The organism is Ensifer sp. R1-3 (assembly GCF_056739175.1).
Genome location: NZ_CP096515.1, coordinates 1,526,057 through 1,544,022 on the forward strand (window position 1 = coordinate 1,526,057; position 17,966 = coordinate 1,544,022).

The 17,966-nt window shown below is 59.1% G+C and carries 24 protein-coding genes and 1 tRNA gene; 16 read left to right on the plus strand and 9 right to left on the minus strand.

Annotated elements, in window-relative coordinates; translation table 11 throughout:
* Positions 1-194: 194 nt before the first annotated feature.
* Positions 195-2,081: a calcium-binding protein gene (locus M1D43_RS07360; RefSeq protein ID WP_498814171.1), complete on the plus strand. Its 1,887-nt coding sequence runs from the start codon at positions 195-197 to the stop codon at positions 2,079-2,081.
* A 141-nt stretch (positions 2,082-2,222) separates the two neighbouring features.
* Here M1D43_RS07360 and M1D43_RS07365 read toward each other — a convergent pair whose 3' ends face one another.
* Positions 2,223-2,546: a hypothetical protein gene (locus tag M1D43_RS07365; RefSeq protein ID WP_318853878.1), complete on the minus strand. Its 324-nt coding sequence runs from the start codon at positions 2,544-2,546 to the stop codon at positions 2,223-2,225.
* A gap of 150 nt (positions 2,547-2,696) precedes the next feature.
* On the opposite strand from M1D43_RS07365, the gene M1D43_RS07370 reads away from it, so the two are divergent.
* The 14 genes from M1D43_RS07370 (at position 2,697) to M1D43_RS07435 (ending at position 11,072) form a co-directional block, all read left to right on the plus strand.
* Positions 2,697-3,695 (plus strand): tyrosine-type recombinase/integrase, encoded by a 999-nt coding sequence (locus M1D43_RS07370; protein WP_318853877.1) that lies wholly within the window; start codon positions 2,697-2,699, stop codon positions 3,693-3,695.
* Positions 3,692-4,051: a hypothetical protein gene (locus M1D43_RS07375; RefSeq protein WP_153320857.1), complete on the plus strand. Its 360-nt coding sequence runs from the start codon at positions 3,692-3,694 to the stop codon at positions 4,049-4,051. The genes M1D43_RS07370 and M1D43_RS07375 overlap by 4 nt, the downstream gene beginning before the upstream one ends.
* 456 nt (positions 4,052-4,507) lie before the next feature.
* On the plus strand, positions 4,508-4,825 hold the full coding sequence (locus M1D43_RS07380) for a hypothetical protein (protein WP_153320856.1): 318 nt from the start codon (positions 4,508-4,510) through the stop codon (positions 4,823-4,825).
* A gap of 167 nt (positions 4,826-4,992) precedes the next feature.
* Positions 4,993-5,721 (plus strand): bifunctional DNA primase/polymerase, encoded by a 729-nt coding sequence (locus M1D43_RS07385; RefSeq protein ID WP_498814197.1) that lies wholly within the window; start codon positions 4,993-4,995, stop codon positions 5,719-5,721.
* The gene (locus tag M1D43_RS07390) at positions 5,718-7,112 is read left to right on the plus strand and encodes a phage/plasmid primase, P4 family (RefSeq protein ID WP_192933714.1); all 1,395 of its coding nucleotides are present in this window, start codon (positions 5,718-5,720) and stop codon (positions 7,110-7,112) included. Before M1D43_RS07385 ends, M1D43_RS07390 begins: the two co-directional genes overlap by 4 nt.
* Before the next feature lie 155 nt (positions 7,113-7,267).
* A complete protein-coding gene (locus tag M1D43_RS07395) occupies positions 7,268-7,570 on the plus strand; it encodes a hypothetical protein (protein ID WP_153320853.1) in 303 nt (100 codons plus the stop codon).
* Entirely contained in the window at positions 7,567-7,782 is a 216-nt protein-coding gene (locus tag M1D43_RS07400; RefSeq protein WP_153320852.1) for a hypothetical protein, read from the plus strand. The genes M1D43_RS07395 and M1D43_RS07400 overlap by 4 nt, the downstream gene beginning before the upstream one ends.
* Before the next feature lie 20 nt (positions 7,783-7,802).
* Positions 7,803-8,075, plus strand: coding sequence for a hypothetical protein (locus M1D43_RS07405; protein WP_153320851.1), 273 nt, complete (start codon positions 7,803-7,805; stop codon positions 8,073-8,075).
* Between the two features lie 289 nt (positions 8,076-8,364).
* Positions 8,365-8,655 carry a hypothetical protein gene (locus M1D43_RS07410; RefSeq protein WP_153320850.1) on the plus strand — a complete coding sequence of 97 codons (291 nt, stop codon included), beginning with the start codon at positions 8,365-8,367 and terminating at the stop codon, positions 8,653-8,655.
* A gap of 44 nt (positions 8,656-8,699) precedes the next feature.
* Complete coding sequence (locus tag M1D43_RS07415) at positions 8,700-8,894, plus strand: helix-turn-helix domain-containing transcriptional regulator (protein ID WP_153320849.1); 195 nt, start codon at positions 8,700-8,702, stop codon at positions 8,892-8,894.
* Between the two features lie 230 nt (positions 8,895-9,124).
* A complete protein-coding gene (locus M1D43_RS07420; protein WP_192933713.1) occupies positions 9,125-10,222 on the plus strand; it encodes a phage major capsid protein in 1,098 nt (365 codons plus the stop codon).
* Positions 10,216-10,641, plus strand: coding sequence for a hypothetical protein (locus M1D43_RS07425; protein ID WP_153320847.1), 426 nt, complete (start codon positions 10,216-10,218; stop codon positions 10,639-10,641). Before M1D43_RS07420 ends, M1D43_RS07425 begins: the two co-directional genes overlap by 7 nt.
* A complete protein-coding gene (locus M1D43_RS07430; protein ID WP_153320846.1) occupies positions 10,638-10,793 on the plus strand; it encodes a hypothetical protein in 156 nt (51 codons plus the stop codon). Before M1D43_RS07425 ends, M1D43_RS07430 begins: the two co-directional genes overlap by 4 nt.
* A gap of 45 nt (positions 10,794-10,838) precedes the next feature.
* Entirely contained in the window at positions 10,839-11,072 is a 234-nt protein-coding gene (locus M1D43_RS07435; protein ID WP_153320845.1) for a hypothetical protein, read from the plus strand.
* Between the two features lie 56 nt (positions 11,073-11,128).
* Here M1D43_RS07435 and M1D43_RS07440 read toward each other — a convergent pair whose 3' ends face one another.
* From M1D43_RS07440 to M1D43_RS07450, 3 genes are all read right to left on the minus strand, one after another.
* Entirely contained in the window at positions 11,129-12,877 is a 1,749-nt protein-coding gene (locus M1D43_RS07440; protein WP_153320844.1) for an RNA-directed DNA polymerase, read from the minus strand.
* 157 nt (positions 12,878-13,034) lie between these two features.
* Complete coding sequence (locus tag M1D43_RS07445) at positions 13,035-13,298, minus strand: helix-turn-helix domain-containing protein (RefSeq protein ID WP_340085588.1); 264 nt, start codon at positions 13,296-13,298, stop codon at positions 13,035-13,037.
* A gap of 201 nt (positions 13,299-13,499) precedes the next feature.
* Positions 13,500-13,576: transfer RNA gene (locus M1D43_RS07450), tRNA-Pro, on the minus strand.
* 184 nt (positions 13,577-13,760) lie between these two features.
* On the opposite strand from M1D43_RS07450, the gene M1D43_RS07455 reads away from it, so the two are divergent.
* Positions 13,761-13,976, plus strand: coding sequence for a hypothetical protein (locus M1D43_RS07455; protein ID WP_003529263.1), 216 nt, complete (start codon positions 13,761-13,763; stop codon positions 13,974-13,976).
* 63 nt (positions 13,977-14,039) lie between these two features.
* Here the strand turns inward: M1D43_RS07455 and M1D43_RS07460 are convergent, their stop codons facing one another.
* The 5 genes from M1D43_RS07460 to M1D43_RS07480 all read right to left on the minus strand — a co-directional run bounded on the left by M1D43_RS07460 (position 14,040) and on the right by M1D43_RS07480 (position 17,923).
* A complete protein-coding gene (locus tag M1D43_RS07460; protein ID WP_003529274.1) occupies positions 14,040-14,570 on the minus strand; it encodes a MerR family transcriptional regulator in 531 nt (176 codons plus the stop codon).
* Positions 14,571-14,712: 142 nt separating this feature from the next.
* Positions 14,713-15,051 (minus strand): integration host factor subunit alpha, encoded by a 339-nt coding sequence (locus tag M1D43_RS07465; protein WP_003529278.1) that lies wholly within the window; start codon positions 15,049-15,051, stop codon positions 14,713-14,715.
* A 93-nt stretch (positions 15,052-15,144) separates the two neighbouring features.
* The gene (locus tag M1D43_RS07470) at positions 15,145-16,116 is read right to left on the minus strand and encodes a beta-ketoacyl-ACP synthase III (protein ID WP_003529280.1); all 972 of its coding nucleotides are present in this window, start codon (positions 16,114-16,116) and stop codon (positions 15,145-15,147) included.
* Positions 16,117-16,134: 18 nt separating this feature from the next.
* A complete protein-coding gene (plsX, locus tag M1D43_RS07475; protein ID WP_003529283.1) occupies positions 16,135-17,178 on the minus strand; it encodes a phosphate acyltransferase PlsX in 1,044 nt (347 codons plus the stop codon).
* 193 nt (positions 17,179-17,371) lie between these two features.
* On the minus strand, positions 17,372-17,923 hold the full coding sequence (locus M1D43_RS07480) for a YceD family protein (protein ID WP_003529291.1): 552 nt from the start codon (positions 17,921-17,923) through the stop codon (positions 17,372-17,374).
* Positions 17,924-17,966: the final 43 nt, after the last annotated feature.

Genomic DNA, 17,966 nt, shown 5'->3' on the forward strand with positions numbered 1-17,966 from the left:
ACATCCTTTCTTTTGTCGCCATTCCCTCAATAGCTTTACGCGAATGCACTAAAACGTCCACTTCAGGATCTCTGCAATCTTGCCTCAAAAGGACAAAAATGGTAGTTTCATCGTTTACCTTATTTAATAGCGATTTCTGACTAGATTTATTCAAGTTAACACTAACCCGACGGGAGTATACCCGATGGCAGTCGGTGGGGTCCCCCCCTTATCCCGGAATAAACAACATCATCATTGGTACAAAATTCATCGACTATATCTTTGGTGATCCTTACACAACCGGATCTCCATACGGCCAGCAAACCGGCGGAGCTCTGTCATCCGGACGTGGCGGCAACGACCGCCTTGAAGGACTTGGCGGCGACGATAAGATTTATGGCGATGCCTACTTTATGGATACGGTCGGCATCGGCGGCAACGATCGGCTTGGCGGCGGTTCGGGTGATGATCTTCTCGTCGGTGATGCCGACCAACTGTCAGGCGCGGCGCGTGGCGGTGACGATTTGATCGAGGGCGGAGAAGGCAACGACGAGATATACGGTGATGGCCGTTTCATGCTTGGGCAGTCCCGGGGTGGCAACGACGTCATTTATGGCGGCGGCGGCGCCGATTACGTTGCCGGTGACGCTTTCGTCCTCGTCGATAGCGGTATCGGAGGGAATGACATTATTTACGGCGGCGCTGGAGATGACTTCTCGCTTGTTGGCGACGCACGCGGTCTGTTTAACGATGCACAGGGTGGTCATGATCGCGTCTATGGCGGTGTCGGCAATGACATGGTAGCCGGAGACGCTGACACAATGCGGGACAATGCGCGAGGCGGAGATGATTTCATTGTTGGCGGCGCTGGCGATGATGAGCTCTTCGGGGACGCCGAGACCTACACTAACTATACCGGAGTTGGCGGTCAGGACCGGTTTTTCTTTGCTCTGGGAAGCGGCCGAGACCGGATTGGCGATTTCGAGCTCGGAAAAGACCTGATCCAGATCGCTTATGCTTACGGATTTAAGACATTCAGTCAGCTTCAGTCGCGCATTAGCGACGACGAATTTGGCAATGCCGTTATTCACCTAAACGGCTCGACGGACCATATTACCGTGCTTGGCGTGGCCAGCCATCAATTGAGCTCGGCCGACTTTTTGTTCTCGGACGAAGCCGTCAGGGGTTCGTCCGGAAATAATGTCATGAATCCGACGACATCTGTCGCGGCGTACCGAACGACAGCCTCTAACGACGTGGTTTTCGGACTGGACGGCAATGACACCATTGACGGTGGCAGCGGCGCCGACAAAATGGATGGCGGCAACGGCAACGACACTTTCTTCGTGGATAGCTATACCGATGACGGCCTGGCATCGAACGACGATCAGGTCATCGAAGTTGCAGGCGGCGGAAAGGACTTGGTAAACGCCTCCGTCAGTTACCGGCTGGCGGACAATGTCGAAAACCTCACCCTGATCGGGAGCGCCGCGATTAACGGCACCGGCAACGACCTGGGCAATGCTATCGTCGGGAATGCCGCGGCGAATACCCTTATCGGCGGATTGGGGAATGACGAGCTCTACGCCAAGGAAGGTGATGATACTCTTTTTGGGGGCAACGGCGGCGATACGCTCGACGCCGGTGCTGGTGACGACATCCTGGATGGAGGTGCCGGATCCGATCTGCTTAAGGGCAGAGAGGGCGCCGATACGCTCATTGGCGGCTCCGGCGGGGACACACTGTTCGGCGGCACTGGTGCCGACCGCTTCGTCTTCAACACGCGCGATGCATCGACGAGTGTTTCAAGCCTAGACATGATCGGTGACTTCCGCTCCGGCGAGGACGCGGTCGACCTTCACTTCACCGCTCCGCTCCCCCCAGCCGCTTACGCGGAGGTGGCAACCCCAAATGCCGACTATGCTTCAGCGCTATCGGTCGCCGAGTCACTGATTGGAGGTGGCCGCGTAGCTGTGTACGTGGCCGGCGCGGCCGACGGTTGGTTGTTCTGGGATTCGGTTGGCGACGGCGTGATCGATCAAGCGGTGGTCCTGAAGGGAGCCAACTCGCTGGCCGCCTTCGGGGCCTATGATATCATTTAGGGCGCCGCCATATTCGACGGGGCTACCGAAAGCGCCAATCGTATCGCGTTGAAACCAAAGCGGAAATGGTCGGAGCGGCGGGATTCGAACCCACGACCCCTTGACCCCCAGTCATGCAAAAATGGCTTTCAGTCAAGTGCGCTAGCTTTCAAAGCCCTTGTTTTTCAGATATTTACAGGCTAGTACGGTTTCAATGGATTTCATTGGGTCTGACCCAAATTCGAAATTCCTGACCCAAAACTGACCCAAACTCAATCTGACCCAACGGGGAACGAAATGCCGACCGCGCACCTGGACGATAAATTCGCCCGCTCCATCGAACGCCCGCCAAGGGGTTTCATCGAATATTTTGACGACAAGATTCCCGGCTTCATGGCGAAGGTTTATGCCGACCGGATCGTTGGCAATCTGCGGTATCAGCCGATAGGCAGCACCAGCCGGAAGCGTTTTGCACTCGGTGAACATCCCATCATCACTATGAGCGCGATGCGCCTAGAAGCGGAGAAGGCGCGCGGCATCGCGCTTTCCGGCGGCGATCCGGCTGGCGACCGTGAGGCAATCCGGGAGACGCGCAAAGAGGCCGAAGCGGCAGCACCCAAACTCACCTTCAAGGAATTGATCGAACTTTATGAGAAGGCGGCACCGGCACTTAAGGACTCGTGGGAACAGGACATCGGGCACATCCGTCGCAATGGACTAGAGCGATGGGGCAGTCGCGCCGCCGAGTCGGTGACTCTGACCGACACCGCCAAGCTGATGATCGAGAAATCGGCCATTGCCAAGGTCTCGGCGAACCGTATGCGAGCGGCCTTCACCCGGATGCACAAATGGGCGATTGAACAGGGTCTATTGCAAACAAATCCTTGGGAAGGCACCAAGAAGGTCAAAGAACGGTCGAAGGCGGAAGAGAACGACAAGCGAGCCCTAAGCGATCATGAACTTGTCGTTTTGCTCAAGGCAATCGAGAAGGCGCGACTCGCTCCCGGCATCAAAGCGGCGCTCAAGGTGCTCGCCTATACTGGCCAGCGACCTGACGAAATCGGCGGTCTCGCAATTTCCGAACTTCGACATCTCGACAATGATGCGCTCGCGCACGCGGATATTCCGGCGTCAAGGATGAAGGCGCGCCGCCGCCACGTCTGGCCGATCAGTCGACCGGTAGCGGTGATCATCCGCGAACAGCTCGAACTCAGGGCCAGCGAACCCTTGCCGGTAGGTGAGGAGCCGTCCGGTTTCATCTTCGCCAGCCGCTTCAAGGAACGGAAAAGGATCGCCCGACACTCTCTCAGCCAAGCGATGCGGCGCGTCATCGACGGCCTCAAGGTCGAAGGGCCGGACGCCGAGGCGATCCGCAGCTTGAAGGACAATCCGCCGACGCCGCACGCGTTTCGCCGAACATGGGCGACAGGGTGCGCACGGCTGCGCGTGCCAAAGGAATACCGCAAGGCGGTCATGGCCCACGTCGATGACGACGTGATGTCGCAGCACTATGACGCTCACGATTACTTCTCGGAAAAGAAACTGGCGCTCGACAAGTGGGCGAAGCACGTTGAAGCGCTCTTGAGCGGCAAAGAGGAAACAGGGGCCGTGGTGCCGTTCAAGGTGCGGCCATGAGACCGGCGACTGATTTGCTCTTAGACCTACAAAACTTAGGCGGTGACCCGGAAGTCGTGAGGTTTCCGGGCACGATGGAACTAGCAAATGCCATTCCGGTAACGATACCTCTATCGCTCCTGCATGAACTCACGGCGCTGGTAGCATCAACACTGCAACAGCCAATACGCGGGCGACCGAAGGGAAAGCTCAGCGAAGCGGCAGAACGCGCCGCCGACTTAATCAAAGCTGGCAACAAGCCGGAAATGGTTATCCCCGTGGCGGTCGAAACTATGAAGCTGGACAAGCAGGCAGCGCGAAATCTGCAAATCATGGTTCGCACCATTCTCCGCAATGATCGACAAGAAAGAAATTAGGGCGTTTTTGTTTCGCTTGCTCTGAATTGCACTGACATTCATGCTGTTCCTCAAATCATAGCAAATCCAACGATTTGAGGAACGAACGGCCATGGACTCTGTCCCGTCCGAACGATGCCGCACTGTGTCTCCTGACGACGTTACGCGGAGTCACAAGCTCTCCAAGACGACGCAATGGCGCGAACGCAAGGCGGGGAGAATGCCGCCGCTTGTCGAGATTTCACCCGGCAAAAAGGTCTATCTCCTTTCGCAAATCGAAGAATGGGAAAGGCGGCGACTCGCCGAAGCGGAGGAACGAGCATCTGCGCTGCACGAGCCGCGAAGGCGTGGCCGTCCGTGCAAAAATTCTGAGTGAAGTCCGCCGCGCAAGTTTTGAACAGAGGCGCGGCGGCAAATATCAGCTTGAGACGGCCTGATATATAGCGCGCAGCGCCTCGCTTCGCAAAGGCTACAGCCATGAGCGACAGAGGCATTCGCATTCTCAAATTCAAACCGTTTCCCGGCAACGGCGTCCTAAAAGGTTTTGCCGACGTCTACATTGCCGCCACCCGATTGAAGATTTTCGACTGTCCAGCCTGCGCCAGCGACGGAAAAAGGTGGGTCAATTTAGCTGGCAAACCGATGATCGACCGCGACGGGATCGCCCTTCGCGATGATCGCGGCAAAATCCGCTACGCCATTTCCGCCGCCTTCGACGACCCTTCTATCCAACGCCGGTTTTCCGAAGCCGCAGTGCAGGCGCTCGATGAGTTTGCGCCGGGATGGGACAAATGACGGCGCTCGGCACCGCGCTCGCCTTCGCTGGCAAAGGGCTTTCGGTCTTGCCACTTTAGTGGCCCGCAGAGAAGAACGGCAAGTTCGTTTGCGCCTGTGGCAAGGCTGATTGCCGCTCACCCGGCAAACATCCCATTGCGCAGATAGACCCGCCTAACGGGCCGAAGATCGCCCCAAATGGTGTGCGGTCGGAAACGGATGAAACCGGTACAATCAAAACATGGTGGCGACTTATCCCGCGCGCCAATCTCGGCGTCTCGGCTCACGGTCTCCTCGTCCTCGACATTGATGTTCGCCACGACGGTCTCGAGTCTTTGAACCGTCTCGAATCCGAATACGGCGCGATGCCACCGACATGGACTGTACAGACCGGCTCGGGCGGATTGCATATCTATTTCCGACGTCCAGCCGACCTCGAACTCAATCTGCCGATCATCGCAGAAAACATCCTGCGGAACGGTGGTGAACCACCTTTCGGTCCCGGCATCGACGTTCCGGCCTATGTGCTCGCCCCACCGAGCCTTCATCCATGCGGTCGCCCTTACGAGTGGGACTCGCATCCAGCCGACGTGCCTCTCGCCGGTCCACCGCAGTGGGTGATCGATCGCCTTGCCAAGCAGACGCGGAGCGAGCGCGAGAAGAGGGTGCAAAGTCGCGACTGGGGCAATGTCGTCGGCGGTCTTATCACGGAATACCGCGACGCCGAGGCGGCATCCGTGGCGGGAAAGCTACTCCGGGCGAGATCGCTGCCGCCGGAAATGGCGCGCACGCTCCTGCATGCTTGGAACGTCACGTTTTGCCGACCGCCTCTGTCCGACTTCGAACTCAGGCAGATTTTCAACCGCATCGCCGACAGGGAAGCAAGGCGGCTCGATCAGCAAGGAACTGTGCGATGAAAAGCGACACGGACGCCGATGCCGCCGAACGCCTGCGGCAAGCGCGGGAACGTCAGCGCGAACGCGAACAGACAGGCAGGGGCAACGGCAAAGCCGAGATATCGGACCTGTCCGATATCGGTCTCGCCTTCGACTTCGCAGACGAGGTTTGCGGGCAATTCCGCTATATCGCGCCGTGGAACAAGTGGTTCCAATGGGACGGCAGGCGGTGGGACGAGGAACGCACGCTTGCTGTCTATGATCGCGCCATCCGGTTTGTCGCGGCGAAGAACAACTCGGCGATTGCCAAGCGTGAGAAGGCCAGCGCGATCCATGATCTTTGCCGCGCCGACCGTCGCATTGCAGCTACCGTCGAACAATGGGATGCCGAACCGTTCATTCTCAACACGCCCGGCGGCATCGTCGACCTGAAAACCGGACTTGTCCTTAAGTCTGACCCGCAGCGCTATTGCACGAAGATGACGGCGGTCGCGCCGAAGGCGATGGCAACGCCTCTATGGGATGCGTTCGTGCATCGAATCTTCGACGGCAACGGCCTCGATTCCTACTTTTACCGCATGCTCGGCTATGCGCTGACCGGCGACACTCGCGAGCATGCGCTTTTTTTCGGATACGGGACCGGAGGCAACGGCAAGAGTGTCACCGTCAAAACGGTCTCGGGCATCCTGGGCGACTATGCAAAGACCGCCTCAATAGAGACGTTCACAGCTTCGGCAAACGACCGGCACCCGACCGAGCTTGCTTTCCTGCGCGGCGCGCGCCTCGTCGTTGCGACCGAGACCGAGGAAGGCAGGCGCTGGGACGAGTCGAAGATCAAGCAGTTGACCGGCGGCGACAGGATCGCCGCGCGGTTCATGCGCCAGGATTTCTTCGAATTCGATCCAGCCTTCAAGCTCCTGATCGTCGGCAATCACAAGCCATCGCTGCGGACGGTCGATGAGGCGATCAGGCGGCGGCTGCAACTGATCCCCTTCACCGTCACGATCCCGGACGAAGAAAAGGACAAGGAACTCTGCGACAAGCTGAAGCCGGAGTGGCCGGGCATCCTTTACCGCATGGTGCAAGGCTGTATCGAGTGGCAGACATCCGGCCTCGAACCGCCGCCCGCAGTCATCGATGCGACCGCCGAATATCTCGCCAGCGAGGATGTGATCGCCGACTGGATCGACGAGTGCTGCGAGATCAATCCGCAGTTCGATGCGGCATCTACCGAGCTTTTCAATTCATGGCGCGCGTGGGCCGAAAAGGCTGGCGAGTTCGTCGGCTCGCAGAAGAAGTTTGCTGAGAAGCTGGAAAGCCGCGGCTACATCAAGGTCAAAACGAATTCCATCCGCAAATTCATAGGCTTACGTGTGAAGCAAAGCCAACAATGGAGTGCTTATGCCGACTAGCGTGGCGCATGTGGCGCTTTCTTCCTTTTCTACTGTCCACGCGCGCGCGCACGCATTGACAGTCGAAAACCGGGAACCCGCCACATGCGCCACCTTCCGAAGGATTCAAAGGCTCAACGCCCGCACGCCAGCGGCACAACACGGAGGAAAGGGAAATGCACGTTCGTAACAATAAGGCCATTGACGACGACGAGGGGAACGACCGGAAAAACGACCCGAAGCATGGCGCTATGCCAACGAAGCCGAACCATGCCAACGAAGCCGAGGCCGAGCTTGTCGCCGCCATGGCGGAAATGGACGCGAAAGAGGAGGCCTCCTATCGCGCCAGCAGGTTTGCAACCGAGCAACACCCGTTGGACGGTCCCGGTCTGACGCCGTCCAGATGCCGCCAGCGCCAACTTTATCACCGGCTAATGTCGGACTGGTACGGGCACAAGCTCGGGGAGATTCAGCGATGAATTATAGGCGCCTGACCCAAACGCTCATTGGCAAGGTTCGCGACCTAGAGGAAGAAGTGAGCAGACTTGAAGTCCGCCTTTATTACGACGACGACGACGATGACGAGAATGTTGTCGCGCTGGAGAAGACTCTCAGCCTCGTGCGCGAGGAGATCAACCGAGGCGATACCGAATACGCGGTTGAACTGATTGGTCGGCAGATCGGCTACTGAGAACCAGAGGAGGATGAAACATGGAGAACGAACGTGCTCGGCAGTGGGAAGCTGACCTAGATGCAACCTTCGCCGCTTCACCATCTGACGAACGGCATTACGTCATCAGCGCGTGGCTGCGAGAAATATACCTGACCGGTATGGACTTCGATTTATATGAAGCAATCGACTCCGTGGTCGAGCGCTTTCCGACAGCGGAAGCAGAGGAGATTGTCAGCGGATTCGAACCAATTGTTCGGTCCTGTGTCAGCGAAGCATTGATGCGTCTGCGACCGAACACGGCGGCAGAATAGACTGCCGGGGCCATTGCCGAGGGGGGCGGTCTCGAATCTTCGGACCGACCCTTCGGGACCGGCGGCGCACTCAAACGCTAAAAATCGGGAAATAAAAAACGGGGGGCTTGCCTATACAAAATCCCGGTTTCGGGCCTCTCACAACAGGTGCTGAACCAGTGCGAAGTGTGTCTTACCCCCAGTCACCCTGTGAGTTGCGGTTGTAACTATCTCCTATCTCCACCTTGCTGTTGCGAATCGGCGGCATTCGTCGTCCCTTGCTCGCTGCGCAGTAGAAGTGGGGCCGAGAATGGAAGATTGGACGAAGAAAACCGATGAGGAAGTGTTCGCTAAGCCGCATGAGCAGCCGGGATCACAGGCATCATATTGGAGAGACATTGAAATCCGCAGGCGGCAATTTCTCCTAGAAAAACGGACGTCTGAGAGCCAGATCGCGGCGGCCGACGCTCAGATAAGGGCCGCAGACGCAACAGTGGTGACGGCTTATTGGACGAAGTGGTCGGCGATTGCTGTTGCGATCACCGTCTTGATTACCGGAATCAGCGTCGTATTGCAGGCCGTCGCCGCCGCCGCGCCTTGAGGCTGCCCCTCGCCTTATCCGTCGATTTCCGCTAGGACTCGTCCATGGCACTCGAAACCATCCGCTTCGACATCCAAGACTTCATCAAGACGCCCGAGCAACAGGCGGGCGTTCTCGAAGCTGCGCTTGAGGATGGCGATCCCGATCTAATCGCAACGATCATCGCCGACATTCGCGAGGCGCAGCGCAGGAACGGCATCGGTCCCGACGAGCCGAAGGAAACCGGCAACCGGCGTTGATGTCGCGCTGATCCTTGCGGGCGCGGGAAGGCTGGCCTCTGTCGAATCTATCTTTTGCAAAACCGTTCTCGTGAGCATCGCACGCGCCACGGCGAAATAAATCCGCCGTCGTTTCACCGATGAAACAGCCAGCCGCTACACTGGTCCTTGCCGTGGATGGAAGCGCTGGATATCGGCATCAGCAACGTGGGTTCCCGAACCTCCCGCCTTCCCCGGCCGGAGGATTTTTTATGACTTACACACTCGAACGAGTAGCGCGGCAGGCGAGCGAAGCGAAAGAGCTTGCTGTCCATACCTCACGCGCCTTGCGCGATCTTCGGCGCGGCACGAAGGCGGGCCTATCCGGTCGCGACCGCTTCGTCCGCCACGCGGTTCTCCGGGCATTGGCGACAGGGCGTCACGGCGTCACTGTCGAGGACATCTGGCGCGAACGCTATCGGGAGCGCGCCGCAGCCGGTCCGGCCATGATGACGGTGCCGACCTGGGCGGCCGAACTGGTGCCGTCCGATGTCGGCGCATTCCTCGCCGATGGCGCGCAGCCTCTGGCTCTGTCGCGGCTTGCCGCACTCGGCAGGACGGTTTCGCTCGACGGCGTCGGCTCGCTCAAGGTCCCGTATCGTCCGCCGCTCGCCGACGTTGGCGGGTGGGTCGCCGAGGGTTCGCCGATTCCCGTCGACGATCTTTCCTTCGGCTCCTTCACGCTTTCGCCGAGGAAGGCGGCGGCGGTTTCGATCTTCACCGCCGAGTTGAACAAGCGCGCGACCCCGGACATCGAGACGCTGATTGACGGGGCGCTTCGAAGCGACATCGCGAACATTGTCGACGCCGCGCTCGTCGACGACCAGCCCGGAAGCGCATTGCGTCCGCCCGGTCTGCGCTTCAACGTCGCAGCTGTCACCGCCTCGACGGCGACCGACCCGCTCGTCGCCATGCGCGCCGACCTTGCCAAGTTGGCGGGCGAGATCGTCGCGGGCGGCGGCACGAGTCCGGCCTTCGTCATGAACCCGCAGCAGGCAGTTTCGCTCGGATTCGTGCCTTCATTCACCTATCCAGTCATCGACACACCGACTGTACCGGCGGGCACGGTGATTGCCGTCGATGCACCGAGCTTCATTTCGGGCAACGGTGCCGCCGTCGTCGACGCCTCGAAAGATGCGACCATCCATGAGGAAGACACGACTCCGCAGCCGATTGTCGCGGGCGGCACGGCGGCGAGCCCGACGCGCAGCCTCTGGCAGACCGACAGCCTCGCCTGCCGTGTCATCCTCGAAGTCGCATGGGGCCTTCCCGCCGGTCGTAGCGCTTGGATGGGTGGCGTGAAATGGTAGCCGATCAGGACGACGCACTGGCCGAACGGATCGCCGAACGGCAGCGCCGCATCGACGAGATCGAAACGCGGCGGCACAACGTCGAGGCGGCGGCGCAAAAGCGGGAAGCCGGATTCGAGGCGCGGCTTGCAGCGCTCGAAACGCGCGTCGAACAGAGATTTGCGGCGCTCGAACGGCGGATGAAGGCGCGTTACGCGGAACTCATCGAAGCCGTGGGGCTCGCCTTCGGCGATTTGCGCGGCGAGATCAGCGAGCAATTCGCCGAGGCACGCGAGCGGACGCTCGCCGTCGATGAACGGGCCGAAATGGTCCGGCTCGCACGACAGGTCAAAGCATGCAGCCGCGAGGTCGAGGAACTGCGGCAGGACATCGCCGAACTGAAAAGTCGCGGCAAAGGCAAAGGCAGGACTGTGACATGACGGCTGAGGCGCATCTGAAACGGCTTCGGGTTGCGGCGGACGAATACACGGTCGCCGAAGTGATCGAGGCTACCAAACGCACATTCGACAACCTGCGGAAAGAAATTTCGGCTCTTGAGCGACGGGTAAAGGAACTCGAAGCGCGGAAATAACCGGCAAGATCGCCATCCGAAACCCCGCAACAAACGGGGCGAAAAATGAAACTCTCCAAATCCCCGCTAGACAGCGAGCCACTTAGCGACGCCATCGCGCGCCGCCGGCAGGGCTTTTCCGGCGGCGGCATCTTCGCGCTTGTCGTCGCGCCCGATGGCTCAGGTCTCATTTGCTGTCCGGTTGCCGGTAAAACGACCGGCTGCGAGCGCTTGAGCCGCGACGATATGGTGCAGGCGCTGACTGAGGTTTACGGCCTGGCAGCATTCAAAGGCAATTGAACGACTCCCCGACTAGCTACCGCCATGGGGAGCGGGCCTTCGAGAATGGCATCTTGCTAGTATCCGATCCAATCGAAGTCGGCTTCTGGTTCGACCCCATCGATGTCGACATCTGGGCCGAGTCCGCGCAGTGAGCTTAGGAGCGCATAGACCTCGGAGTTCTGTTCCTTTCTCACCGCGGCCTGTTCCCTCTTAATGGATTTGGAGTTTCTGACGTTTCTTTTGGGATCGTAAAAAACGACATCTCTATCGTGCATTGCCTTAAAAAAGGGCTTTGCAAGAATGCCTTTTGGATCAGCCATCCAGCCTTTCCGGATAGCTTCGTAGGCGTACAACCAGCTCCAATCTGAGAGTACACGATCTTCGGACACTTCGCTTTCCCACTTTTCGACAGGGGGCCTGCTCAGGCAGATTCCCTTGTCGCACATATCGAGGAGCAATAGCCTTACAGCACTTGAGTGGGAATTTTCCGCACACTCCATCACGCGCGAGGCTTTGAAAGGCTTCTTGAGGCCGCGAATTGTATAGAGTAGCCAAATGACTTCATACAGCGCACCGTTGCTGAAGTGCCGTTCTGCGAGCGCGGAAAAACGGGTGACCAGCCGATCCCGCGACAGGCCCCCTGTCTTATGCTCAATGTTAAGAATGATTCGGCAGATGCGATCCATGGATGCCGGCGAAACGGCAGCAGCCTTCAACAGGAAGGACTCTAGAACTTGCACATCATCTTTAAGGTATTCACGGCCCTCCACAATCCCCAGCGCGTAGTTCATGACTGGCTCGCTGGGTGAGGCAAGTTGAAGCCGAAGGCAAAGAGATAAAAATTCCTCCATACGCGACCCATGCAGGCCACCTCTGCGGTGCGACAGAAACGCCGAGATTTCCGACTTCCAGTTCTCAGCCTTCGACCCCAGAATGTGCGTAACGGACGTCTTGCTTCCGTTTATCTCGAGCCCGTAGTCACGATAGCAACTGCTGATGACGGACAGAATGTTCTCGGCTTCTTCCAGCGTGCTTGCACCTACAAGCCAGTCGTCTTGCAAGCGGTCGACGGATTTTGCGGATAATTTGGGAAGTGCGGTGGAATACTGGTAATCAATCCGCGAAGATACGATCTCTGCGAGGATGCGTGAGGTCTCCGGTCCAATAGGCACGCCTATCGTTTGATTTCTATTGCACGCCCGAACAAGAACATCCAGCCGATCGGCGAAGCTTCCTTCGTATACCTTCAAGGACGTTTTTACATTTTCCTTTCCATAGGCTGCCCAAGGGAGCGAGTGCGTGTATATGCTCGGGTAAAAGCGAGAAATGTCCGTCTTAACAAGCCAATCAGCCGTCGCTTCAATGTACCGCTTTTTTGCCCTGTGGAGCGGGAAATTGATTCCTTTTATTGAGCGCTCATACCGATCCGAAATGACGATTTCATCTTCAGAGTATTTGCGAAGTGATAGGATGCGCTGCAGTTGACGCCAGTTTTCCGCAATTTCTCTCGCAAGAAGTGCTTGAGGGATTGGGTGAGTGATATGGATGTTGCGGCGCTCGTACAGCTTCTTTGGCTTTGAGATTATCTCGGGCTCAGCATATGTGAGCCTCTTATACCCGTACTTCCCCCGAAAAGGTTTTCCATTAATTTTCTGGAAATCCTTTGTTTTCTTAATCATAAAACACTCGGCGGCCTCCCAATCAGCCAAGACGGCCTCGGCGTGATCTCCAAAGTCTGCCGTCGTAAACACTGGGGGAAGCTCTTTAGGGAAATAACCTTTGCCGAGAAGGGATCGCAGAATGCTTCGGGCTAGCGGCTTCAACTTGCTTCTCTTTTTAGGTGCATAAGAAACGCTCGCACCATAGTCACGGCTTTAAACAAGGACAATGGCGCCTGAACCCTAATTCACTGATTAGTTGATTATGTGCCGCGTGGATCGCTTAAATTGCGTATCTTAAACGGGCCGACGGGGGACTGGTTCACCGTCCGGCGCGCGGCTGGCATCCGTTGGCGAAGCGTTGTTGAGGAGACGGCTCGTCGACCTCGTCGACCGGGAGGGTTTCCCTGTAGAATCGCTTTAGCGAGTTGATCACTCTGAGGGTCGGATTGCGGGCCTCACCGGCCATGATGCGCGTAATCTGGCTGGCACCGATCCCCGCACCCTCGGCAATCGCTCGGCGCGACAGCCCGGATTGCTCTAAGCGGGCGATCATATTGGCGACTTCGGCGAGGTCATCGGGCATAGGGCGCTCCTTTTTACGCAAAGGGCGCTGGGAAATCGGCAACCCTTACGAAACCGATTTCCAGCGCCCCGGCCTTCGAGGAAGGCGAGACGATGATAGCACACTGACCCAAAACTGACCCAATTTTTGGGTCAAAGCGCAAAAGCCGATAGCCGGCTTAACACCGGCATCATGGAAATCGTTGAGATCATTGGGGAAAAATGGTCGGAGCGGCGGGATTCGAACCCACGACCCCTTGACCCCCAGTCAAGTGCGCTACCGGGCTGCGCTACGCTCCGACCCGCTTGGTTACAAGCCCGCTCTCATTAGTCGGAACACACGCCCGGCGCAAGGGGGAAAATGGAACTCACCTTTCACTGAAGGCCGCCAGCTGTAGCGCAAGCGGCAAGGCAACAGATTTGTGATTTGGATCGATGCCCTGCGCTGGATAAACTGCGCCCTGCAAACCACAGGAGAAGCCCGATGAAGAGCATCCTCGTACTTGCAGCCGCCTTCGCCTTATCGGCGACGGCAGCGTCAGCCGATTGCCTGGGCCATTCCAAGACCACGGCATCGATCGACAAAGTGGACAAGGAGATCACGACGGCGAGCGTGGCAAAGGCCGAGCAGTCGACCGCTGACGATCTCCTCCTGAAACAGAAGAAAGAACAGCAGTCGACGGAAGAAGCGGCCGAATAAGTTGGTCACAACCGAGTTGGGCCTCGGCAGCGCTTTCGAGGCCCCGTTCCCGTGCCTTCCCTGCTACCGAACCTGGTCGAGAAGACGCTTGCATTCGAGGAGGTCGTAGAGCGCTTCCTGCAGCAGCGCCCTGTCTTCCTTGCCGACCGATGTCTTGCCGATGGTAATTTCGGTATCGTCGCCTCCGTTGCCGAAAGAGAAGAAGCGCCGGCTCGCCGGCGCCTTCGGGCGGCCGACGATCTGGTCCTCCTCCGCGACGCCCGCCTTGGGCGGCGCCGGCTCTTCGTTGCTGGAAGCGGCAAGCGCCTCGACGGTCGCAAGGTCACCGCTCGCGATGGCGGCGACGAACTTGTTGCCGTTGGCTTTCAAGAGCTTCTGCACACCCTTGATCGTATAGCCGTGATCGTAGAGGAGGTGGCGGATGCCCTTGAGCAGGTCGACATCCTCGGGGCGATAGTAGCGGCGCCCGCCGCCGCGCTTCATCGGCTTGATCTGCTGGAACCGGGTCTCCCAGAAACGAAGCACGTGCTGGGGGAGATCGAGTTCGTCCGCAACCTCGCTGATGGTGCGGAAAGCATCCGGGCTTTTTTCCATGTGGTCCCATCTCCATAAGGCGCTCGCCGGTCAAAATCGGCGGCGCGACGCACGGATCGTCGTGCGATGATTACACGAATCACGCCTACTTCAATGGCTTATGGATGGGTTTTCAACCACATTTGTGGTCGCCGACGGCAGTTCAGCCAGCCGGGTTGGACGGCTTCAGTTTGGACTTGCGGCTCAGATGCGCCTTCAGGACCCGCTGCTTCAGGACATTCGAAGCCTTGAAGGTCATCACCCGGCGCGGAGAAATCGGCACTTCCTCGCCGGTTTTCGGGTTCCGGCCGATGCGCTCGTTCTTGTCGCGCACCTGGAACGTTGCGAAAGAAGACAGCTTCACGCTCTCGCCACGCACGATTGCGTTGCAGATCTCGTCGATGACGGTCTCTACGAGTTCGGCGGACTCCGTGCGAGACAGACCCACCTTGCGAAAAACCGATTCAGCCAAGTCTGCCCGCGTTACTGTTTTTCCGCTCATCTTCCCCCACCGATGTCTGGCATGCCGATCAGCGATTGAAGACTATTGCCCTTGTCTTTTCCGGTCAAGCGCCTGCCGTAATTCATTATTTTCTTACCAGCGAAGAAGAACGGAGCCCCAGGTGAAGCCCCCGCCCATCGCTTCGAGCATTACGAGATCACCCTTCTTGATGCGGCCGTCAGAGGCGGCGGCATCGAGGGCAAGCGGAATCGATGCCGCGGAGGTGTTGCCATGCAGGTCGACGGTAACCACAACCTTTTCGAGAGGGATGCCCAGCTTCTTGGCCGAGCCGTCAATAATGCGGCGATTGGCCTGGTGCGGAACCAGCCAATCGATGTCGTCCGCGGTCGTTCCGGTTGCCTCGAAAGCCGCCTCGATCACGTCGGTGATCATGCCGACCGCGTGCTTGAAGACTTCGCGCCCTTCCATCCGGAGATGGCCGACGGTGCCGGTCGTCGACGGCCCGCCGTCGACATAGAGCTTGTCGCGGTGGGCGCCGTCGGAGCGCAATTGCGCCGTCAGAACGCCCCGATCAGCTTTGGTCCCGGCCGCCTCCTGCGCCTCCAGAACGATTGCGCCGGCGCCGTCGCCGAACAGCACACACGTCGTCCGGTCGGTCCAGTCGAGAAGCCGCGAGAAGGTCTCTGCGCCGATGACAAGAGCGCGTTTGGAGAGGCCGCCGCGAATATAGGCGTCGGCCGTCGCCACCGCGTAGACGAAGCCGGAACAGACCGCCTGCATGTCGAATGCCGCACCGTGCCGCATGCCGAGGCGGTTCTGGATGTTGACTGCGGTTGCAGGGAAGGTGTTGTCCGGAGTGGAGGTCGCGACGATGATCAGGTCGACGTCGTCCGGCGTCAGCCCGGCTCTCTCGAGCGCCGCCCGCGCCGCCGCCTCGCCGAGAGAGGCGCTCGTCTCGCCCTCGCCTGCGATATAGCGCTGGCGGATGCCGGTCCGCTGCACGATCCATTCGTCGGACGTGTCGACCCTGGATTCGATTTCCTTATTGGTCATCACTCGCTTCGGCAGTGCTGCCCCGAAGCCGCGCACGACAGAACGGATCATCTACTCAAACCTCATCATTCATGCCCGCGGAACGGCTTCGGACGGCTGGGCGCCATGATACCGTGCCAGGTCGGCCTCGATCTTCGCCTTGAGGCCGTTCTTCACCATATCGTATCCGACGTCGATGGCCGCGGCGAAGCCCTCGGCGTCCGCGCCGCCATGGCTCTTGATAACGATGCCGTTGAGGCCGAGGAACACCCCGCCATTGACCTTTCGCGGATCCATCTTCTCGCGGAGCCGGTCGAAGGCTCCCTTGGCGAAGACGTAGCCGACCCTTGCAAGAAGCGTGCGCGACATCGCGGCGCGCAGATATTCGGCGATCTGACGCGCCGTTCCCTCTGCTGCCTTCAGCGCGATATTGCCGGAAAAGCCCTCGGTGACGACGACATCGACGGTGCCGCGGCCGATATCATCGCCTTCGACGAAGCCGTAATATTCGATTCCCTCGACGTCGGCCTCACGGATGAGGCGCCCGGCCTCCTTAACCTCTTCCTGACCCTTGATCTCCTCCACGCCGACGTTCAGAAGGCCGACGGAAGGACGCTCGACCTCGAAGAGTGCCCGGGCCATTGCGCCGCCCATCAGGGCGAAATCCATGAGTTGCTGCGCGTCCGCGCCGATCGTCGCGCCGACGTCGAGGACGATGCTTTCGCCCTTCAGCGTCGGCCAGATGGCGGCGATCGCCGGCCGCTGAATGCCCTGCATCGTCCTCAGACAGAACACCGACATCGCCATCAGCGCGCCGGTGTTCCCCGCCGAGACGACCACATCCGCTTCGTCGGCGTTGATCGCGTCGATCGCCTTCCACATGCTCGATTTGCCGCGTCCGCGCCGAAGCGCCTGGCTCGGCTTTTCGTCCATGCCGACGGCGATCTCGCAATCATGAAACGTGCTGCTCGCCTTGAGCTTCGGGTGCTTGGCGAGCAGTTCTATGCATCGCGCTTCCTGGCCAAAAAGAACGAACTTTATGTCCGGGTGACGTTCGAGCGCTCTCGCTGCGCCCGGGATGACGACTTCAGGACCATAGTCGCCTCCCATCACGTCAAGTGAAATTCTGACCACGCGTGTCTTATCCTTTTTTCCCGCCACGCAACATATTTCGCCCCTCAAGCATCAAGCGGCGGCGATCCATGTTCCTTCTGATAGTGGGGCCGGCATGCAATGTCTCGGCGCAACGGCCCCTTGGCTGGAGTCGGGCCAAAATACTGCTTTTCGTCGGCGTGACAACCGAATTGTAAGCCGGGGCCTAGCCGTTTCAATCCTTTTTCCAGTCCTTCAGCACCGCGAACGGGTTCGGTCGTTCGTCGTCCGCTGCGGAGCTTTCGATGCGCTCGCCGAAAGCGGCGCCCGGCTTGCGCGGATAGGGATCGATGGCGAGCGCGACGTGCTCGCTGACGACCACGCCGGCATCGATCGTATCGCCTGTGAAGGTATCGGGCAGGTCGGGCCCGTCCGGATCGACGATCATCTCGCCGCCATCGGTGTCGGCCTGCCGCGCGAGACGTGATCCCTCCGGCACGAGGATCGCCTCCACCGGCTCCCGGATATCCGACTCGACCGGCTCGAGCGTCACGACGCAGGTCTGCACGATGTGCGCACGAACCTCGCCCTTGATCTTCACACCGTCCTTTTTCCAGCGCGCAATCTGCAGGTCGGCGGCAAGGGAAGAGACGCCGTCCACGCGCCAAAGTTTGGCAAGAGCCCGCAGTTCTGCATCGTTCGCCGACACATGCACGGTGACAGGATTTGCCGAAATATGCCCGACCTTCACCGGGTAGGAGAATGCCGATTTGCTCTCTTGCTTCATGTTCAGGTCCTTCCTCGCGCCGGCGCCGCGGCAGGGCGCGGTC